The sequence below is a fragment of the Paraglaciecola chathamensis S18K6 genome, assembly GCA_000314955.1.
Taxonomy (GTDB): Bacteria; Pseudomonadota; Gammaproteobacteria; order Enterobacterales; family Alteromonadaceae; genus Paraglaciecola; species Paraglaciecola chathamensis.
The window spans coordinates 1-21,070 of the sequence record BAEM01000063.1 but is presented as its reverse complement, the minus strand read 5'-3'; the positions used below and the strand labels follow the sequence as shown (position 1 = coordinate 21,070).

General features: G+C 42.0%; 14 protein-coding genes. All 14 read right to left on the bottom strand.

What is annotated here, in order from left to right:
* Nucleotides 1–368: 368 nt before the first annotated feature.
* Nucleotides 369–3,308 (bottom strand): TonB-dependent receptor, encoded by a 2,940-nt coding sequence (locus GCHA_RS21715; protein WP_007992184.1) that lies wholly within the window; start codon nucleotides 3,306–3,308, stop codon nucleotides 369–371.
* A gap of 598 nt (nucleotides 3,309–3,906) precedes the next feature.
* Nucleotides 3,907–5,052, bottom strand: coding sequence for an alpha-hydroxy acid oxidase (locus GCHA_RS21710; RefSeq protein ID WP_039992905.1), 1,146 nt, complete (start codon nucleotides 5,050–5,052; stop codon nucleotides 3,907–3,909).
* Nucleotides 5,053–5,162: 110 nt separating this feature from the next.
* Nucleotides 5,163–6,458: a sugar isomerase gene (locus tag GCHA_RS21705; RefSeq protein ID WP_007992181.1), complete on the bottom strand. Its 1,296-nt coding sequence runs from the start codon at nucleotides 6,456–6,458 to the stop codon at nucleotides 5,163–5,165.
* Between the two features lie 9 nt (nucleotides 6,459–6,467).
* Nucleotides 6,468–8,660 carry a bifunctional rhamnulose-1-phosphate aldolase/short-chain dehydrogenase gene (locus GCHA_RS21700; RefSeq protein ID WP_007992179.1) on the bottom strand — a complete coding sequence of 731 codons (2,193 nt, stop codon included), beginning with the start codon at nucleotides 8,658–8,660 and terminating at the stop codon, nucleotides 6,468–6,470.
* 175 nt (nucleotides 8,661–8,835) lie between these two features.
* Nucleotides 8,836–10,233 (bottom strand): FGGY-family carbohydrate kinase, encoded by a 1,398-nt coding sequence (locus GCHA_RS21695; protein ID WP_007992177.1) that lies wholly within the window; start codon nucleotides 10,231–10,233, stop codon nucleotides 8,836–8,838.
* A gap of 471 nt (nucleotides 10,234–10,704) precedes the next feature.
* Nucleotides 10,705–11,499 carry a DeoR/GlpR family DNA-binding transcription regulator gene (locus tag GCHA_RS21690; RefSeq protein ID WP_007992175.1) on the bottom strand — a complete coding sequence of 265 codons (795 nt, stop codon included), beginning with the start codon at nucleotides 11,497–11,499 and terminating at the stop codon, nucleotides 10,705–10,707.
* 121 nt (nucleotides 11,500–11,620) lie between these two features.
* Entirely contained in the window at nucleotides 11,621–12,451 is an 831-nt protein-coding gene (gene kduI / locus GCHA_RS21685; RefSeq protein WP_007992174.1) for a 5-dehydro-4-deoxy-D-glucuronate isomerase, read from the bottom strand.
* Between the two features lie 45 nt (nucleotides 12,452–12,496).
* Nucleotides 12,497–13,270: a glucose 1-dehydrogenase gene (locus tag GCHA_RS21680; RefSeq protein ID WP_007992172.1), complete on the bottom strand. Its 774-nt coding sequence runs from the start codon at nucleotides 13,268–13,270 to the stop codon at nucleotides 12,497–12,499.
* A gap of 32 nt (nucleotides 13,271–13,302) precedes the next feature.
* A complete protein-coding gene (locus GCHA_RS21675; protein ID WP_007992171.1) occupies nucleotides 13,303–14,595 on the bottom strand; it encodes a TRAP transporter large permease in 1,293 nt (430 codons plus the stop codon).
* Entirely contained in the window at nucleotides 14,592–15,095 is a 504-nt protein-coding gene (locus GCHA_RS21670) for a TRAP transporter small permease (protein WP_039992904.1), read from the bottom strand. Before GCHA_RS21670 ends, GCHA_RS21675 begins: the two co-directional genes overlap by 4 nt.
* Nucleotides 15,092–16,087, bottom strand: a complete 996-nt coding sequence (locus tag GCHA_RS21665; RefSeq protein WP_039992903.1) for a TRAP transporter substrate-binding protein — start codon at nucleotides 16,085–16,087, stop codon at nucleotides 15,092–15,094. The genes GCHA_RS21670 and GCHA_RS21665 overlap by 4 nt, the downstream gene beginning before the upstream one ends.
* Complete coding sequence (locus GCHA_RS21660; protein WP_007992168.1) at nucleotides 16,084–16,995, bottom strand: sugar kinase; 912 nt, start codon at nucleotides 16,993–16,995, stop codon at nucleotides 16,084–16,086. The genes GCHA_RS21665 and GCHA_RS21660 overlap by 4 nt, the downstream gene beginning before the upstream one ends.
* 281 nt (nucleotides 16,996–17,276) lie before the next feature.
* On the bottom strand, nucleotides 17,277–18,710 hold the full coding sequence (locus GCHA_RS21655) for a sulfatase-like hydrolase/transferase (RefSeq protein WP_007992167.1): 1,434 nt from the start codon (nucleotides 18,708–18,710) through the stop codon (nucleotides 17,277–17,279).
* Nucleotides 18,711–18,782: 72 nt separating this feature from the next.
* Nucleotides 18,783–20,492 carry a purine-cytosine permease family protein gene (locus GCHA_RS21650; RefSeq protein WP_007992166.1) on the bottom strand — a complete coding sequence of 570 codons (1,710 nt, stop codon included), beginning with the start codon at nucleotides 20,490–20,492 and terminating at the stop codon, nucleotides 18,783–18,785.
* Nucleotides 20,493–21,070 lie beyond the last annotated feature (578 nt).

Genomic DNA, 21,070 nt, shown 5'->3' with positions numbered 1-21,070 from the left:
ACTCGTTATGAGAAGCCAAAGGCCTTTGCTGAGTTAATTCTGTCCAAAAAGATTTTTGTCTAAACCATTGCTCGATGTTGCAAGCAGCTAACCCCTATACCAACAATCCTTACTAGAGATGAATGACCGATAAACTTTCTTCTGTCTATTTTCGAATTCCTACAGAACTGAGATTCACCAAACAGCAGGGTGATTTATAGGATAGGCCTATAGCGTGAGAAAAATCAGTAACTGCATTCCCTCAAGCCATCACTAAGTAAACTGCCCATAGCTATAACAAATCGGTGTATTTTTTTACACTCTAAAAACTATAAAGCTTTGCAAAATAGATTCTTTTGCAAAGCTATTATTCAGGTTCATTGCTTACACTAAAATGTAGCTCGCACTCCTAATAATGCGCGGCGACCAGTGTATTCATTCAAAATGACCCGCTCTCGCACATCAGCATACCTGATAGTATTAGCATCCAACACATTGCTAACGTCAAACGTCAATTTAACACTTTCGCTTAATGTGTAACCAAAACCTAAATCCAGCTGGCCGTAGTCATCAAAGTGCTCAGCTATACCGGCTCCCCCTGAGCGACGCACAAGAAATTTATCTCGCCAATTCCAAGATATTCTCGCCGAAAAACTCTCGTCTTCATAGAATGCGATTAAATTGTAAGAGTGAGGTGTGAACCCTTCTAAGCCTGTTCCAGGAGTCGCCGCTAAGGGTAAAGCATTATTGCCTATTGCAGCCTCATCGTCTTGACCGGTTACAAACGTATAGTTGGCTTGAATTCCTGAATTGCTAAGAAACCCCGGCAAGAAATCTAAATATACTAGCCCAGCAAGCTCATAACCTTGAATTGAGCCTCCATCACGATTTCGTTCAGCTGTATCACGAAAGATGATTTCTCCAAAAGCAGGATGACTGAAACCAGAAGGAACAAGCTCAGTTGTTTCAGAAATGAATGTGTCTATGTCTTTATAAAATAAGGATATAGAGAACGCATTTCCATTGTCACCATAATATTCTAAGGAACCATCATATTGCCAAGCTTCGAATGGTTTAAGATCTGTATTATTCGATGAACGATTTGACAGTCCAAACAGCCCACTGAAACTTTGATTGGGTGTAATAGACCCCATGTTCGGCCGAGTAATAACCTTTGATACAGCAGCTCTAAAATCGACCTTATCACTGAGCGACAATTTGAAATTCGCACTTGGTAGTAAGTTTGAATAGGAATTATCAGCCGAAAGTTGCTGGCGTTCCGTAGTGATGTAATCTAATCCTGATGTTGCTCCATCAGCGTCAACTGGATCGATACGAATTAACTCAACCGACGGCCCTGAAGCTGTGGTTTCAGTTTCGACATACCTAAGGCCGAAATTCGCAGCCCAAGGAAATTCTTGAAATTCACCATCCAAATCCAGTCTTACATAAGCGCCATATGTAGTCTCTTGGACACGTCTAGCAAGATCTGGGCGAGCCTGTGAAGAACAAACGTCATTATTACCTGAGCCTTCTCTTATTGCCTGACAATACCCTTCCTTATCCGTTAACAGAAATGAGCGCGGGAAATCAGCACCCGAATCGCCTAATAGGTCAGGAACCGTTACCGAAGTGAAAATATCTTCAGGTAGAGAGAAGAAACGCCCCCCCATGTTTGGTCTTGGTCCATTAGGAACATTGATGGATTCCCAAGGAGCTTGAACACCGTCTGTAGGATCGAAATGCGCAACGAAGTTGTTGTCAGCGAACAAAGTTCCTGCTGATGTATAACCTGGGTCGAACGGACCGTCGGGGTTTGATGGACGATAGATCCCAGAGTTATAAGGCAACGCTGATTTTGTGCGCTCACTGTAGAACGCCCCACTCTTTAAGCCTCTCAAAGCACCGTGGTCAAGTTCATAGCTAACGTCAAAACGCCCCTCCAACACTTCATCCTCTAATTCGATTGATGGGGTTAACGCTACATGGGCTCTCGCATTTGCCGGGTCAGCTAAGTCGAGAGAAGTAGACCAAGATGGTACATCACCATTTGTCCATGTAATGATATTATTCTGAAAGTCAGGACTAGTTTGTCCAGCCAAAGGATTATCAATAGTTCCTGGCTGCAATGGATTGTTCCAAGGGTTATTATCTTTTATCGCTGGCTGCAATCGAGTCGCAGCATTAGTTGCTTCTGCGCGAGACCAAGACACATCAGCGGTAAATGACAAGCCATTATCTGAATATAGATATCCATTCCAACCGAGCGCCACAGTTTCACTATCGCCACCTCCCTCTTCAAATCGATAATCGACTGGACCAAATGTCTTAGTAAAAGAAGTTGCGGTGCCATTTTCATTCACTTCAACATCAGCGAAAAATGGGAACTGCAAGGGCGCATTAATGCCTTGGGTCGTCGTTTCTCTATTAAAATCTACATAAAGTGCATCAACCGTCATCCCCATATTTTCATTCGGCTCAAATTGATACGTGCTACTAACACTTAAACGCTTACGATCATCAATAGTAAAGCTTTGCCCCATTCCTTGTGGAAATCTAAATTCAACAGTTTCTTCGGAGTCTACAGTAGGGCCATTATAATAAGCCCATGGCCCTCCCCGCGACTCTTCTAATCGCGAACTGCGGTCTTCATATGACACAGCGAGCAGAATCCCCATCTCGTCATCTGCGAATGTATTGCTTACTATGCCTGAAAAACGTGGCCCCCATTCCTCACCCAAATCTTGATATCTGCCTTGTGCAGAGCCAGACATATGTAAACCAATATTGTCTAATGGACGAGCAGTACGCATATTGATGCTTGCGCCTAGACTGCCATCCCATAAATCTGATGTAGGTGTTTTCACTACGTCAGCGCCAGTCAGTACTTCTGCCGCTAGGGCTTGGAAGTCAAATGCACGAGACAAATTTACACTAGAAAAGAATATATCTACTGCACCGACATCAATCGTCGCAATTGTTCGATTGTTTAGGCGTACGGTGTTAAATTCGGGTCCAAATCCTCGAACAGTAATTTTTGAGCCTTCGCCTGACTGCCGGTCGATAAACACACCTGAGACGCGCTGTAACGATTCAGCTATATTTTGATCAGGAAACTTACCTAAGTCCTCAGCCGTAATCGAATCAACTACACTTGCTGCATCACGTTTTCTATCTAAGGCCCCAGAAAGAGAAGACCGAATACCAAGTACCTGAACTACTTCCACCTCAGATTCTTCCGCCAAAGGCTGGGCGTAAGCATCACCGACCGAATACAAGGCCGAGAGGCAGGCCACGTATAATAGATTATGTTTGAGTGTATATTTCATTGTCCTTCCTAGAGATACGTCGACAGCGTTAAAACTTGCCGAATTATTATTGTTAAAGGCGGTGGTCCCGCTTCTTTTATCCCATCTCTATTAGCAAATTTTCTTGTGTGAGCTCTACCGCACCTCGCCGGCCAAGGTGCAGAACAAATCACTATATAACGAACCATTCACGGCAGTTTGAATTTGAAAAACTTCACTAACAGAGCAATAACAATATATTCACAATTTATTCAAAAGTAAACCTTTCCAATCATAATTAATCATTAGCAATTTAATTAAGTCGTATGATATTCACAAGGCTTCTATTTAACCGATTAAAAATAACCATAAGTTCAGGTAATTTAAACTTGGCTAAATAATGTTGTGGGTATTTATACTCAGGTGAATCGTTGAGGAGATTGTCAAAGGATGAGCTTTAATGGGTGGCTAATAAAGAAGTACGAGAGAAGATTGGGTTGCCCTCTCATACCTTTTTAGCTCAATAGGTAAAAAGAATCGCCTTTGAACAGAATGAAAGTTAATAAATTTTCAAGACTTAAATAGAAGTCGAAGGATCGAAGCGCTTTAAGAGTCATGTCATAAAGCGCAAATAAAATTTCTACCTGAAGCGAATGTGGTCTCGGTTGAGATCACTAATTTTTGAGCAGCCCATAAGTCGCATGTCCCGCTCGATTTCAGCTACCAACAGTTTCATCGCCCGCTCAACACCAGGTTGACCTGCAGCAGCTAGTGCGAATAGATAGTAACGGCCTAGCCCTACTGCTTTAGCACCCAATGCCAGCGCCTTGAGTACATGGGTGCCCCGCTGAATACCACTATCAAAAATGACATCTATTTTGTCGCCCACCACGTCTACTATTTCAGCCAATTGGTCGAAAGAGCTACGAGAGCCGTCAAGTTGACGCCCACCATGATTGGAAATGACAATACCTGTGCAGCCAATATCCACGGCGCGCTTGGCATCGTCAGCACTCATGATACCCTTTAAGCAGAATTCACCATCCCAGAACTTCACCATTTCCTCTACATCTTTCCAGTTCATTGAAGGGTCGAGCATATTGGTAAAATAGTCGCCAATTGAGCTAGCACCCTTACCCATGTCGATATGAGCGTCAAGCTGAGGTAAAGAAAACTTTTCATGTGTTAAGTAGTTAATTCCCCACATGGGACGAGTCGCAAATTGCCAAAGTCCTTGCAGGTTTAACTTAAATGGAATTGAGAAGCCTGTACGTAAGTCCCGCTCTCTATTGCCGCCAGTGATTGAATCTACCGTTAGCATCATTACATTTACGTTGGACTCTTTTGCTCGCTGCATCATGGCGTTGTTAAGACCACGGTCTTTGTGAAAATAAAACTGATAAACTTGAGGCGTATCATATTGGCGAGCGATTTCTTCCATACTCACAGTACCGAGAGACGACACTCCGAACATAGTGCCATATTTTTGGGCAGCACCCGCAGTGGCCCGCTCCCCCCGGTGATGAAACAGACGCTGTAACGCTGTGGGTGACAAATAGACAGGTAAATCTAGTTTTTGCCCCATGACCTCAACGCTAAGATCGACATCTTTAACACCGGTTAATACCTGCGGAATAAGATCGCAGCCCTGAAAGGCTTCAGAGTTGCGACGCATAGTAACTTCATCGTCTGCTCCACCATCTATATAGTTAAATATCGGTCCAGGCAGCCTGCCTTTAGCTAGCTTTCTGAAATCATGGTAGTTAAAACAGTCGCGTAACATCATATACGTTTTTCTTATTCCGTTTGTATTTACAGCTTCTATTATTATTATTATTATCAATTCGCTTTTTGTAAGGTACAGATTTACTGGTAGAAAGCGGCTACCAATTCGTTTTAAACGATACCAGAGCCACTCGCATTCGGGTCGCGAGGACGGTCTTTGTCCATGCGTGTTCTGTAGTCAATCGAGCGATATACACCTATAGGATTTATCGCAGCCGATTGACGGTATCGAGCCATAGCTAATATGGGGGTAACGTCAACATTGAACGCCTTTTTAAGCTCCAATGAAGCCATCATCGCGTCGTTACTTTCCTGATAGCCGTAGAGCGATTCACGATCTACAAGCAATGCCTTTATATAAGAGCGCTGAACTTCGATTGCAGAGACAATGAGGCTTTCAATAGGATCCGTCACGTTATGAGATTGATCTAGCATGTATGAGGGGTCAAATTCAGCTTGCTGACGATACTCCGCATCAACCAATTCATTAAAAATCAAGAACTGCTGATATGGATGCAAAGAGCCGCTGTCCAAATCATCATCCCCATATTTACTATCGTTGAAATGAAACCCACCCAATTTTTTGAACTGAATTAAACGAGAAACAATCATTTCAATATTAGTGTTCGGGGCATGATGGCCTAAATCGACAAGTGATTTACACTTAGGCCCCAAATGCATTGCAGCCAGTATATTTGAACCCCAATCCTGGATGACTGTTGAGTAGAAAGCTGGCTCGAACATTTTATGTTCGATATGCATTTCCCAGTCATTGGGTAAACCTGCATAAACTTTTTCCATGCTCGATAAGTAACGTTCAAATGCTTTTTGAAAGTGCTGCTGTCCAGGATGGTTAGAGCCATCGCCGACCCAAACAGTCAAACTATTTGCGCCTAGTTGCTGACCATACCCTATGCAATCTAGATTATGTTGAATAGCAAGATCTCGTGACGATTGCTGCGTATTACTCATGCTACCGTATTTATATGACGTTTCTTGCCCAGGTTGATCTTGAAACGTATTTGAATTTACTGAAACCCATTTAATGCCATACTCATCAGAGGTTTGCTTTAGTTCACTAAAGTCATCTACTTTATCCCAAGGGAAGTGTGGAGAAACACTGTCAGTACAACCTGATAACTCATTGATTACCGAACAATCCTCTAATTTTTCGAAGATGTTGCGAGGCTCACCCTTTAAAGGGAAACGAGCGAAGCGCGTACCACCGGTGCCTGTCCCCCAAGAAGGGACGGCAATCTGAAACTTCTCAGCCGCTTCTGTAAACTTTTCGATATCTATACCGTCACGGCCTAACTTTTCTGTTAATGCATCATAATCAGACTTCAAATCTGTATAGAGTTCTTCGTTTTTATCTTTTATTAAAGATGATTCAATTCTTCGTAACATAATGTACTCCTAGCGTAGGAAGGCTTCGTGTAAACCACCGTCTACACTAATAATTTGGCCGGTCGTTTTGCTTAACTGACCAGATACAAGTAAATATGCAGCTTCGGCCTGATCTTCGGGCGTTATAGGCAACTTCGTCAAAGTTCGTTGGGCATAGAACTCAGCTAAACTTGTACGTAAATCTTCAGTTGTATCAGATTCGTTAAATGGAATGTTGTATTTCGATAGTGAAGAAATCACCCGGTCTCTAGGAAACATACTACTTCCCTGAACAACGGTAGCCGGAGCAAGTGCATTCACGTTAACCAGAGGCGATAAGGTGACAGCCAGTTCCCGCACTAAATGGTTTGCCGCTGACTTACTAGTGTCGTAGGCTAAAGAACCTTTCTTAGATACTGCACCATTTACGCTAGTGGTTAGTACCATCATGCCTTTGAGTTGTTGTTTTTCCCAAATCTTTTGAGCCTCTGATGCAACGACGTATCCCCCCTTCACATTTACATTGAAGCTGAGCTCGAAGATGTCATCGTTTTTAGACAAATCTTTTCCTTCAGCAAGGAATACTCCCGCAGTCACAATGACCTTGTCGATACCACCGTAGGCCAACGTAACATTGGCAAACAATTTTTCTACCGTTTCACGTTTAGTTATATCCACTTCTTGAGCGATCGCAGGGCCGCAAGATGAGATACCCGTACCGGCAACGCCAATACCTTTTCCGTATATTTCCTCTAACTCGATAGCCGTGGCTTTGGCTTGTTCAATACGCAAATCAGCACATACGACATGAGCTCCTTCACGCGCCACTCGGTGAGCTGTAGCTTTACCAATACCATCACCTGCCCCAATGACTACAACTACATCACGAGCCAACGGTGCCTCTTTTGGCATACGTTGAAGTTTGGCTTCTTCCAATAACCAGTATTCAATATCAAATGCTTCTTGTTGTGGCAGGGCAATGTACTCATCAATTGCCTCTGCCCCGCGCATAACTTCAATTGCACAGTTGTAAAACTCAGCAGTCACTCGAGATTCTGACTTATTTTTACCCCAGCCAATCATGCCTACGCCAGGAATTAAACATATTGAAGGCGAGGAAGCTCTCTGAGCTGGAGAATTGTCATGCTTACACTGCTCATAGTAAGAGCTATAATCTTCTTTGTACTTTTTCACGCCATCTTTTAATAAGCCTTTCAACTGTTCTATAGAATCAGTTTCTGGGTTCCAATCAACATATAGAGGCTTAATTTTTGTACGTAAGAAATGATCTGGGCAAGACGTTCCCAAATCTGCTAGACGAAGCGCATCGTTACTGTTCACAAAACGAAGTACATCATCATCATCTTGGACGGTACCAATAAGTTTATTTTCACCTGATACCAAGCCGCGTAAATACGGTAGAACATCAGCCAAGACGTTTTCTCTTTGCATTTGATCAAGTTTGGCATATTTCTGTCCACCGAAAGTCATCTCACCTTTGTCGTGACTTTCAATAAAACTTGCTGCTTTTTCGATAATTTCTAAGCTCAAGTCATAGCATGCTTTACTGTCATTAGCCCAGTTGATAACGCCGTGCCCCGCAAGTATTACACCCTTCGCATCTGGATAATCTCTGCAAATTTGCTGTAACTGAAGACCTAAATCAAAACCTGGTCGCTGCCACTCAGTCCAAATTAGTTCATCCCCAAATATTTCTTTAGTTAGTGTTTTACAATTTTTACTAGCAGCAACTGCAATAACCGAATTTGGGTGCATGTGATCAACATGCTTGAAAGGTATAAAGGCGTGTAGAGGAGTATCGATTGAAGTTGCCCGAGGGTTCAAATTGAACGTCGCATGACGATACATAGCAACCATGTCATCTTCAATTTGAGTTTTGACTCCGACTTCGCCTGCCGAATGGTAGATATCCTGCAGTGCATTCAATTTATCCATGTAAAGTGATGAGAAGTTCGCCACTTTTGATGTACGTAAATCTCCACCAGACCCCTTTACCCAAAGAACTTCAACTTCTTCACCTGAAAGAGGGTCTTTCTCCATAATTTTTGCTGAAGTATTACCGCCACCGGTATTGGTAATTCTTTGATCATCACCTAGCTTATTTGAGCGGTAAACGAGATTTTCTACAGGAGAAAGATTGTCAGCTTCTTCGTCTTTCCAAAGGTACTTAACATGCTTGTAATCATCAGGTTTGAAAGCCATGAATTAGTCCTATCTTGTTAAATGTTGATTGTTAATTTAGTCCATAATGCTTGGACTCTGATTTATGCAATCACAATACACGCAGATTTCAATACTTGTCAATCATTTTCAATCACAAAGAACACTAAAATGACTATTTAACAAGGCCTCGTGATTATTATTGATGCATTCGTGACTAAATATTACTTTTTCGGCTTATCGCGTTAAACCAAGCATCTACGTAAGGCTCTAGTCCGACAAAGTCCGTCGTTGACACAGGCGAGACCTCTAAGTTGCTCACGTTTCCATTTTGATAATCAATTAATGAAGCTGCACCTAACACAGTTCCTGTGGCGTCAGTGGAGGCAAATACACTTTGTCCTGCTCTTAACTGGGCGACAAGACCACACAATAAAGGATTCTTAAGAAATGCACCTTCGATATAAATGGGGCCCTGAGCTTGAAGATCATCTAGTCTTTGGCTAATCATCATCGCGCAATACAAGGTCGCGATTGCTTGAGGCGCGGGAGGGGTCTTAGGGCATAGAAGTTGAGGGGTATAATTGCCAAAAGGGCCATTACCATCACTAAAATCAGGCGTCACCATCCATAAATTATCGATCGCACGCTGAATGTCGGACTCGGTGGGATTCATTTTGATATTGCCCCCCAATGTAGTGCATATTTTTTCATACTCACGGCCACCCATAAACCTAGCACAGCATACAGGATCACCGTTTATATCTACGTTAGCCAAGGTGTCCGGTTTGCTCTGTAAATGGCTGACCTGTCCATTAGCCTGCATTAATATAGTCCACGTACCTGTAGAAATTACGGTAAATTCTTGATCGTGTTTCAAGCTTAAATTTAGGTATCTCAGATAACTAGCGTTGCTGTCGTGAATTCCGCAATAGATTTTGCACGAAGTAGGTAAAGTAGTAGCCTGCGACACTTCTGGACTTATTTCACCAATGCAGTCCCACGCAGACTTGATAGAAGGAAATAGCTTTGTCCAATCATTTGCTATGCAAATTGAAGAATATTCTCGTTTGATTGGATTCCAAAGGTCGGTATGGCAACCTAAAGAGGTAACTTCCGAGCTCACATTTGCGCCCAATCTCCAAGCCCAATACTGTGGGTAAAGCAGTATCGATGTGACTTTCGCAAATTCAGTAGGATAAGATCGTTCTAGCCAAAACAGCTGCCTACCAAGGTTAAGTCCCGCGGGTAAAGAAGGTGAGAATGTTTCTTGAAAATTAGGCCGAGCTTCTTCGTAATCAGCACTAACTTCGTCTAGGCCGTCATATTCATAATCTAAAACAGGTATTACTAATGCACTCTGTCTATTTTTCTCACGCTCGTCTATCAATGCTGCGGTAGCACCATGTGTAGTAATAACAAGCCCTTCCACTTGCTTTGAATAGGTACAAGAGTGAAGAGTTTCAATCAACCATTCCCAAATACTACTAACATCGGCTTGAGGATATTGTCCGGCAATAGGAGCGTTTTTACAGCTGAAGCTAGCTACTTGTTGCTCCTCTTTCACAAACAATAATTTTATGTGTGTTTTTCCTATATCTAAAACAGCCTTCACTCTATTTCTACCCCTAAAACAAACAATTATTAAGCTCCTCTGGTTAGTGCTATGTTGGTCTTTACGTGACTTAGCATTAATCCATTGAGCATCTCATGTGTGCTACATAACTGAACGCTCATAAGAAAACGTAGCGTTAAATGAACAATGCGTAGAGTCCAGTGCATACGTTTAATTCTGTTCAAGTTGTAGAGCATTTATCTCTCGCTTAAACAGCGGTCTAACGGATTGAGCTCCAACCTCCGCAAAAGCTAAAAGAATATAAATGACAACACAGAGGGATTATATAACAGAAAATGATTGAATTTGAATATTTTTGATTGAATCTAGAGGTTTTAAAATATATCAGGTATATTTAATAAAATAGTCTTGCTATATAAATAGCGTAGCACTTTAAAAGGTTCAGGACCCCAAACATTTAAGTGGCTTCATGCTAAGAAGCCCTTTAATAAACAGGAGTCCTCCGTTCAATTAAACGGTGACAGCTTGGGCATCGACTACAATCACTTCGATGTCCCAACGGCGAAATTCTTCCAGTACTTTTTCATCGGCGCGGCTATCGGTAATGACAATATCAACGGCTTCTAAGCCGCAAAAAACTAAGTTGCTCTGTAGACCTATCTTGGTGCTATCAGCCAAAACAACTAACTTATCAGCTTGTTTACGTAACTTTTTTTCAGCGAGTATAAGTAACGGATCAGATTCCATCACGCCGTATTTACTAATACCGGGCGTGCCCATAAACATCATACTTCCGCGATAATTTTGCGTTGTATCATTTTCAAAGGAACTGAGAATTATACTTTGCTTCCTATACACTTCGCCGCCCGGCAAGGTGATTTGGTTTTGGCTGTTCTCAACCAAATCTTGAGAAAGAACAAATGAATTAGTAAGCACATTCAAGCGTTTTTCTCGAAGAAACTCTGCCATCATAAATGTAGAACTCCCCCCATTGATGATAATTGATTCACCGTCAGAGCATAGTTCGCAAGCAACTTTAGCTATTTGTCTTTTTATGTCGGCGTTTTTCTCTTTATCAATTAAAAACGCATTGCCAGATAGATAAAAGTTAGAAGTTGAGCCTGAATCAATGACTTGAGCTCCCCCTCGTATTTTTTTAATTTTCTTTTGCGCAGACAACTTATTAAGATCTCGTCGAATAGTTGCCTCCGAAGCTCCTAGTTGAGAGCATAACTCCGGCACACTCGCAAATGTGGACTCCTCCAACACTTCTAGAATCAACTGTTGTCGCTGCTTTTCAAGCATTTTCACTTATCCTTTTGGCATTATTTGTTTCAATATAATCACCAAACCAGCCAAAATCAATCAAAAAAATCAATTCATGATTGATTTTGATAGGCGTTTTGTAACATTTTATTGTTTTAAGCTAACTTAACGCAGATATTTCAATATGATCCATATCATCAAACTCTTGATTTTCACCGCCCATAGCCCAGATAAAACTATAGTTGGTCGTTCCTACGCCGCTATGAATCGACCAACTTGGAGAAGCAATAGCAACTTCAGGTGCCAATGGTAAGGTTTTGACCTCTTTGGGCTCACCCAGCATATGGAAAACGCGTTCGCTTTGCTCAAGCTCAAAATACATATAAATTTCAGTGCGCCTAAAATGAGTATGGGGAGGTTTGGTATTCCAGACACTACCCGATTTTAGCTCCGTAATTCCCATGACTAATTGACAACTATCAACGATCCCTGGGCGAATAGACTGAAAGATAGTTCTTTCATTAGACGTTTCCTGAGAACCAAGCTCAATTTTTTTCGCGTCTGACTTAGGAACATATACAGTCTTGGTAATTCGGTGAGCGGGATAAGAGATCATGTAAAATTTTGCTGGGCTATTCGCATCTACAGAAGACAAAACAACGTTTTTACTCCCGCGTGAAACATAGAGGCTATCTTTCATTGCCATGTCATAGGTTTCACCATCTACCTCAACAGCACCTTTTCCACCAATGTTAATAATCCCTAATTCACGACGTTCACAGAAGTAATCAGCCGCCAACTCTTTGTGAGTTGGAATTTGAATGCTTTCCGATAAAGGCATTGCTCCACCAATAACCGCACGATCAACATCAGTATAAGTTAACGAAAGCGCGCCTGGAGTAAACAGAGGCTCAGTTAAGAACGCCTCTCTCAACTCTTTATTTGTCATACTGGGATAGCTTCGTTTGTTTGTTGAAAATAAAAAATTCATAAGACCACCTTATAGTCGTTGAAAATAAAGAATATGGACGCTGAGTTAACGAGCCATCCAACCGCCATCGACGAGCAGAACATGACCGTTCACATAAGAGGATGCTTCAGACGACAAGAATACTGCTGCTCCAGCTAAGTCATCTGGGGTGCCCCATTTGTCAGCTGGTATTCGACTGCTAATGCTTGCATAACGATCTTTATCTTGTCGGATGTTGAAGGTATTGTCCGTTTCAAAATAACCTGGTGCGATGGCATTTACTTGAATGTTGCTGTTCGCCCATTCATTTGCCAGTGCTTTTGTTAGCTGTGCCACACCACCTTTACTCGCAGCGTACGCTGGAACGGTGATCCCACCGGAAAAACTAAGCAGAGAGGCGATATTAATTATTTTGCCACTGCCTTGCTCGAGCATTTTCTTGCCCACTTCACGGCAAAATGTGAAGACGCCGTTTAAATTTACATTGATGACTTCGCTCCAGTCTGCGTCCGAGAATTCGTGAGCAGGAGAGCGCTTAATAGTACCGGCGTTATTCACCAGCACATCAATGCGGCCATGGGTATCAAGGATTTTACCTACAGTATCGATTATTTCTTTAGTGCTAGATTGATCACAACCGTATCCAGCACATTCGATACCTTTTTCTTTTAATTGACTCAATGTAGCCTCAACACTTTTTGATGAAGATCCGATGGCTACTACTGTCGCCCCTGCCTCACCAAGCGCCATCGCTATCCCCTGCCCTAGCCCGCGGCTAGCGCCAGTAACAACCGCCACTTTGCCTTGTAAGCCGAATTTTTTAATTAAATAGTCTGACACGTCATGCTCCTAGTAATTTTTTAATGGGTAGGTCAAATTAGCCCTAACAGTTTCGGAAGAAATTCGCTGATTTGCGGGAATGCAATCGTCAATGCCAATGCAATTAACATTGCTGCGTAAAGAGGAAGTATTGGTCTCATTATGCTGCTGATTGAAACCCGCCCAACGCTACAACCCACGAACAGAACACTACCAACCGGAGGAGTGCACAAGCCAATCGATAGGTTTAAAATCATCATGATCCCAAAATGCAAAGGTGAAATACCTAGCATTTCAGCAATGGGAAGAAATATTGGAGTGAAAATAAGCACTGCTGGCGTAACGTCCATAAAGGTACCTACTGCCAACAAGAGCAAATTCATGATTAATAGAATAATAAGCGCATTTTCCGACAGCGATAAAAGTGAGTTGCTGATGGTTTGAGGGATCTGTTCATACGACATCAGCCAAGACATTGCAGCAGAAGCGCCAATCAAAAACATGACAATAGCGGTGGTGTTTATTGTTTTTAAAAAGATTGGATATAAATCTTTAACGCGCAGTTCTTTGTACAATCCAAGAGATAAAACCAAAGAGTATATTACGGCAATAGCCCCTGCTTCTGTGGGTGTGAAAAAGCCACCGATAATCCCGCCTATTATCAGAACGATCAGAAATAAACAGGGAATAGCACCAATTAAGCTTGGCCAGAACTTTCCTATGCTTATTGTTTTGTCGGTTGTTATACCGTGGCGCTTAATATAAAAACTTGCGCCCAACATCAGTAGCACGGTCACTAGTAAACCAGGCAAATAGCCGGCGATAAATAATGCAGCAATAGACACACCGCCACTGGCTAGTGAGTAAATGATTAATATATTGCTTGGCGGTATTAACATACCCGTTGTAGCAGCTGTGACCGTAACGGCGGTGCTGAAAGGTTTGTCATACCCCTCTTTTTCCATCGCAGGGATCATAAACCCACCAACAGCTGATGTTGCAGCCACCGCAGAACCCGAAATAGAACCAAACAATGCACAAGATATAATATTTACGAAAGCGAGCCCTCCGGGCAGCCTACCGACAAGCACTTTAGCAAACTCTATAAGTCGTACTGCGATGCCTCCCTGCCCCATCAAATATCCTGATAAAACAAAAAACGGAATCGCTAACAAAGCAAAGCTATCAACCCCCACCGATAAGCGTTGTGCTAAAGTCGTTAACGCGGGTAAAGTGTCAATAGTTAAAAGCATGGTAGCAAGGGTGGCTACGATAATACTTACTGCGATTGGAATATTTAGAACGAGTAAGATGACAAATAGGCCGAACAAAATTAACGATGTCATAACGCGAGCTCCCTCAGCTTATTGGAATCTTTCAGTTCAAGAAGACCCAATATGCTATACACGATAAATAAAAGGCCGCTAACAGGTGTAACTGCATACACCGCCCCCATGGGAAGCCCTAACACTGCTGAACGTTGTTCCAGTAATAAGGTGATATATGCCAGGTTCAAGCCGCCTACAACTAGTACGCTAATCGCAAATAGAATCACCAAGACATAGCCCATTTTTGCTACGAGCATTGATGTAGAACGAGACATCTTATTGACTAGATAATCAAATCCCAGATGGCTGTGTGTGTGAAACGCGTAAGCGCTACCGAGTAAGCTAATCCAGATTAGTAAAAAACGTGCAAGCTCCTCTGTAAAGGAGCTCGGATGAGGTAAAATAAACCGAGTAATTACTTGCCACGTTACATTAATGACTAGCAGCGCCATCATTGACGCTAATAGAACTCGTAATACACGGTTTAAATTCACGATGAAACTTTTGAAAGTATTCACCTATCACCTCCTATGTCCCGAATTTTAGAAACCAACGCTTCCAATTCCGAGCCTTTTAAAGACCGATATATTGGCTGTACGCTTTCTTCAAATAGTGTTTTGTCAGCTTTAATTACTTGTACGCCAGCTTCGGTTACGATCTTCAAGGAATCCGCTGTTGATTTTTCCCATAATTCCCTTTGATACTCAGTAGCAGACTGCATCGCAGCTTCTAACCAACCTTTTTGTTCAGTGGAAAGCTTATCCCACAGATGTGTTCCGACAACGATCACATCAGGAATCGATGTGTGTTCATCTAAAATTAGGTACTTACTGACTTCGTAGTGTTTGGAATAAAAGAAACTAGGTAGATTATTTTCCGCACCATCGACAACCCCCTGTTGCAAAGAAGTGTATAACTCACCCCAACTCACGGGCGTTGCTGCCCCCCCCATCGTGTTGACCATGGCTACAGCCGTTTGGCTATTCATTACCCTAACCTTTAAGCCGGTTAGATCTTCTGGTGAAGTAACTTTCTTTTTTGTGGTGTAAAAACTTCGACTGCCAGCGTCAAAGTAACCGAGTCCTTTGAAACGAAATGGCTCAGCAGCATCAAGAAGCGCCTTGCCTACTTCCCCATTTAACGTTTGCCAATAATGGGTTTTATCGCGGAAAAGATAAGGAAGGCTGAAGATTTTCATTTCAGGGACAAATGTCTCAAGTGCGCTGGCAGAAACTTTTGTCATTCCCATGCTGCCAATTTGTATTAGCTCAAGTACTTCGCGTTCATCACCAACTTGCGATGATGGATATATCACTATGGTCATTTCTCCACCCGAAAGGCGCTCTAGCTCATCCTTCAGATAAACGAGTCCTTCGTGCACAGGGTGGTTAATATCAAGCTGATGCCCTAAACGAATCGCAACTTTGTCATTGTCCAATACTTCTTCACAACCAGATAATAGGATTACAGAAGTTAGAATCAGTAAAGAAATGAATCTATTGAGTTTCATAACTCCCCCTCAACCAAAGGGATATCTTTATTCACTATAGCGCCGATGTGCATAATGACTTGCGCCGCACAAAACTGCCCAGCGCGAATGCTACGTTCTAGCGAATAGCCCTTTGCCCTAGCCGCTAAAAACGCGCCATTAAACGAATCACCGGCTGCGGTCGTATCAACTGGACTCACTACATTGGGAACATCAAAAAATACGGTATTGGTTAAGTCTGCTAAATGAATACCTTCAGCGCCGTTTTTGACGATGACTTCGATTGCGCCTTTCTCTAACCAGCGTGCAGTGCAAGATGTTATAGAGTGCGGCCCATATAGCGCTATCTCGTCCTCCATGCTTAACAATGCAATATCAGTAACACCCATTATTTCGTCAAAGGTTTCAACCGCTTCCGAAATGGAGCTCCAGTTTTTTGCTCGGTAATTATTGTCGAATACAACTTGACCACCTGACGCTCGAAAGTGACGTAGATATTCAAACAAGCGGCGTCTTGCTGGCGCTGAATAAAGTGACAGCGTAATACCGCTTAGGAAAATGGCGTCATACTTATCTAACTCGCTTAGTATTTCCGGAAACTCATCTAATAGAGCCCGTGCAGGCGAATTGGCTCGCCAATAATGAAAGTGACGTTCTCCTTGGTCGTCATTTTCAATCAAATATAGTCCGGGTACGGTGTTGGGAATTATCTTTACATGCTCTATTCCTACTCCTTCGGTACGCCAAGATTCAAGCATTTTAGAGCTAAAAATATCATCACTTAGGGCCGTGATATACTCGACCTCGCCATCACACCTAGCGAAATAAACTGCGGTGTTTAATGTATCTCCGCCATAACCAAGCAAGTAAGCACTACTCTCGCAGTTAGATAATTCAACCATGCATTCGCCAATTACCGCTAACCTCACATTCGTACCTATATCTACCCTATGAGCTTCATTTGGCGATTGTGACAACGCCTAATGTGCTCAAAAAAATCATTAAATAAATGTAAAATGATTGTATATGAATAAATTGCAGTCAGCAATAATCATTATCAATCATTCAAGTTTCTTTATTACGATTGCTGTAGGCGCACATTTGATAGGAAAAGGATGGTATGTAATACCGGGGTTGATTAGCAGAGCGCATGCTAAAGTTAATAACTAGACGTTCACAAACGCTCTACCCAGGTGATACGCTAAAACGCTTAAAAACTGTTTAAAAAATGTTCTCTAGCCTTAACCTCAGGCGTTCTGGCATCTTCATAGTTTTTCACGTATTGAAGCGCTCGCTTATTCAGCGCTTCTGTCAGGTATTTGTACTTTGGGTTGTACGCTAAATTATTTCGCTCAAACGGATCTTCTCTTAAGTCATATAGCTGTAGAAAATCATTCTTATAAAAGTTTACCAGTTTCCAATGCTCTGTTCTCACCCCGAACATCGGCGGTATTGACGCACGCTTTGGTTGATACATATGCTCAAAGAAAAACTCTGAGCGCCAGTTATCGTCAAAGTTTGTGCCAACAAGAGGAAGTAGACTTCGCCCTTGATAACTTGAAGGTATGGATATTCCTGCCAGATCTAATATTGTTGGTGCAATATCAATATTAAGTGCCATTCCACTTATTTTCTGGTGCGCCTTCTGTCTTGGATCCTTGATAATCAAAGGCACTCTTAAGTCCTCTTCCCAACCGAACCATTTCCCAGCTAACTGACGTTCGTTTAACGAGTAACCATTGTCCCCTGTGTAAATAATGATCGTATTATCATCTACACCTAGCTTTTTAAGTTGGGCAGAAATTGCCCCTACGGCTTTATCTACACTACTAATAGCTCTGTAATGTCTTTTAATAATTCGTTGATACATTTTAGGGTTGGCGAATCTATATTCCCATCGCACTCTAGCCATAGAATCCTTTAGAAACTTTGGCAATTCTTCAAAATCATGTTTTGTAGAGTTGTTCGCGTCTGGAACTGTGACATCTTGATAATATTCCTCAAACTCAGGTGGATAGTGAAATTGATCGACTTTATCTGTGTCATGGGCATGAGGGTTCCAAAAATTTACCGCCAGTACCCAAGGCTTGTCTTTACTGCTGGCGTCTTGGATAAACTCTTTAGCTAGATTTTGTATATAGTAGGTCTGGGGTATGTCCTTATCATTCCAGCGATTAGTTTTTGATTGAAGTAAGGGTTTAAAATAGTCAAATCTGTCTTGATCAGCTCCGGACATTTTGATTTCGTACTTTCCTACAAAGCCGGTGGTGTAACCAGCTTGCTTCAGCAAGGCCGGATACATGTTGGCTGATTCGACCTCTCCGGTAGGTGGCCTGCTAAAAGTGTAGTCATGGGTCCGCTCCGTTAATCCAGTCAGAATACTTATTCTGCTTGACGCACAAATCGGCGTGGTAACGAAAGCGTTTTCAAATACTATCCCCTCCTCCGCGATAGCATCTAGGTTTGGCGTTTGTATTAGGCTGTTTTTACTACCTAACAAATCCCAACGATGATCATCAGCTAAAATGAAAACAATGTTGGGGGGTTTATTAGTATCCTGAGTGTTTGCCTGTGCAGTCACTTTCAGACTCACAAACATCAATAACAAAAAACAGGATAAGTTTAGAAAAAATGAATACTTCATATTCAATTTACCTCAGAAAATGGAGAGGTCCCATTAGCTCAGTACCATTGGGACGAACCTAAAAGAAAGGCGTTACTGCCTCGCTGTATTCACATTACTTGCATCATTCACTGCTACATCTACAGGTTTAGATCTTGCGATATATGCATATGTCGCACAGACGAAGTAGAGCATTGTTACAGCAAATAACGCATTATGTAGTGCTGGTGAGCTACCTTCTGCGTATGCATACACACCAATTGCTAAACAAGAACACAGTGAGATAATGGCAACTATTGAAGCAATTTTAACGGCTAAGGCGCTTTTCACTTTTTCTTCGAAAGCCCTTTTGCTTTGAATTTCTTGAAGATATGTTTTCTCAAGTGTTTTCCGCTTTAGTTCGTTTTGCTCTTCTATTTCAGCTTCAGAATATTTTCGCTTTGCTCCCAGTAATGCCGCGAGCACGCAGTAAATGACAGTAGAGTATATCCAGATAGGTATCAGTAAGAAAAACAGATGCAATGAACCTGTACTTTCTAAGATATAACTTAGTAACAAGGCTGATATCCACGTTATCACCGCAGCATAATTGGTAGTATTACCTTTATATTTAGACCAATATCTTGTTAAACCTATTTTGTCGAAAAGCCAGTGTTCCGCGACGATAACTGCGCCAATCGGCGCCATCATTAAGCCCATAATACCCACAAAACCCAAAAGTTGTGAAAATACAAAAGGGAAACATGCAATGATTGTTGTAACTATGCCTACAACGACTGTGGATTTCTCTCTACTCCACTTAGGGTTCAGCGAGCTAAATGCTAAACCTGCACGATAAATCGTAGGATTTGACGTAGTCCAACCTGCAATAATAACCGCGATGATTCCGCATGTGCCTAAAGCTTGGTAAGCTACAGCCCCTGGATCAAGATTAGTAATAGAAGTATGTATGATAATGGCAGCACCCGCCCCCATAATCCCAGCACAAATCCACGCGAGGTAATGACCGATAAACATACCTAATGCGGAAAAGAATCCGTATTTTGGATAACGAGCAAAACGCAGCAGTGTCATATCTCCCATACCGCCATGCATTGCTAAATTCGCTACCCAAGCGAAAGCAGCTACGTGCCATAGCCCTACTTCATTGCTCGTTTTCACCCAAATTGATTCATTTGCCATAATAAAGAAATCTGAGAATGAGGAAATATTCGAGATACTAGGCGTCGAGGCGATCAAAGCCGGCAGCATGAATAATGCCCCTACGATAAACATCAGGATCATCCAAGGAGCACATACCTCAGCAAACGCTGCTAGTTTTTCAAAACCCTTTACCGCCATGAAAACGACAACAGCACCGACAAAAAGCGCGACTAAGACAAACCTAAAGTCAGAGGGAAACCATTCTACTTGCGGTGGAATGTCTAGCAGTATCCGTACTGCGGAGGCTGATACAGTTATCATAGCTCCTGCCAATACACTAAATAATATCCCGTTAACCACACTGTAGATTTTAATCGTTCCCTTTCCTGCAATCTTCTCTAGATAAGCATAAAGCGTTAAGCGTGTATCAGTGGCGATCGGAGCAGTTAAGAGCCCCCATGTAAGCACGGCCAGAAGGTTACCAAGAAGAAGGCCAATTAAAATATCACCAGCCCCCACTCCCCAAGATACAAATAGGGCCCCGATTACAAACTCAGTTCCAGCGACATGCTCCCCAGCATAGCTTCCTGCGAACGCGCGAGCTGGCTGAAGTTTACCTGGGCTGATTGGTTTCGTTTCAAACTCATCTGAAGTAGACACATTTTCTCCATTATTTTTCTTTTAAGGCGCCTTTGAGTCACTTGAACGTAGGGAGCCACTTTTTACACGGAAGTAAAAATGATTGATTTTGAGCGATTATGACTTAAATGTTACATCCAATCAATAGAGTTGTTAGCGCAATGTTGTTATTAATGAGTTTCATACGAGAAAATATAATATTTACAATATTAAACGTTAATTAAGATTAAAAAATTAATGCTTCGCACACTATCAATATTGATAAAAATCCTTTTTAAAACAATTATATTCGTTTATTCAAAGCTAAATTTATCATTTATATTGTTGAAGGTTACGGCCATATAACATTAGGAAGTTACGATCGTTTTCTAGTGAATGGAGTCTTTTTACTAACACGCAGTATCTATTGGTAGAAACGGCCTAAGCTAAGTGTTGTAAATTACAACCAAACAACTAAAACCGCCCTCCCACTACCAATCTAAAAAACTAGGTTTCGTTACTGACCAAACGACCCGTTGTAAATTACAACCTAATGTATGAAACCAACCTCTCGATACCAATGTAAAAGATCTAGGTTTCGTCACTGACCAAACGATGTG

Coding starts and splice junctions, on each gene's coding strand:
- GCHA_RS21715 (WP_007992184.1), bottom strand. CDS start 3,308: ATGAAATATACACTCAAACATAATCTATTATACGTGGCCTGCCTCTCG.
- GCHA_RS21710 (WP_039992905.1), bottom strand. CDS start 5,052: ATGATGTTACGCGACTGTTTTAACTACCATGATTTCAGAAAGCTAGCT.
- GCHA_RS21705 (WP_007992181.1), bottom strand. CDS start 6,458: ATGTTACGAAGAATTGAATCATCTTTAATAAAAGATAAAAACGAAGAA.
- GCHA_RS21700 (WP_007992179.1), bottom strand. CDS start 8,660: ATGGCTTTCAAACCTGATGATTACAAGCATGTTAAGTACCTTTGGAAA.
- GCHA_RS21690 (WP_007992175.1), bottom strand. CDS start 11,499: ATGCTTGAAAAGCAGCGACAACAGTTGATTCTAGAAGTGTTGGAGGAG.
- kduI (WP_007992174.1), bottom strand. CDS start 12,451: ATGAATTTTTTATTTTCAACAAACAAACGAAGCTATCCCAGTATGACA.
- GCHA_RS21675 (WP_007992171.1), bottom strand. CDS start 14,595: ATGACATCGTTAATTTTGTTCGGCCTATTTGTCATCTTACTCGTTCTA.
- GCHA_RS21665 (WP_039992903.1), bottom strand. CDS start 16,087: ATGAAACTCAATAGATTCATTTCTTTACTGATTCTAACTTCTGTAATC.
- GCHA_RS21655 (WP_007992167.1), bottom strand. CDS start 18,710: ATGAAGTATTCATTTTTTCTAAACTTATCCTGTTTTTTGTTATTGATG.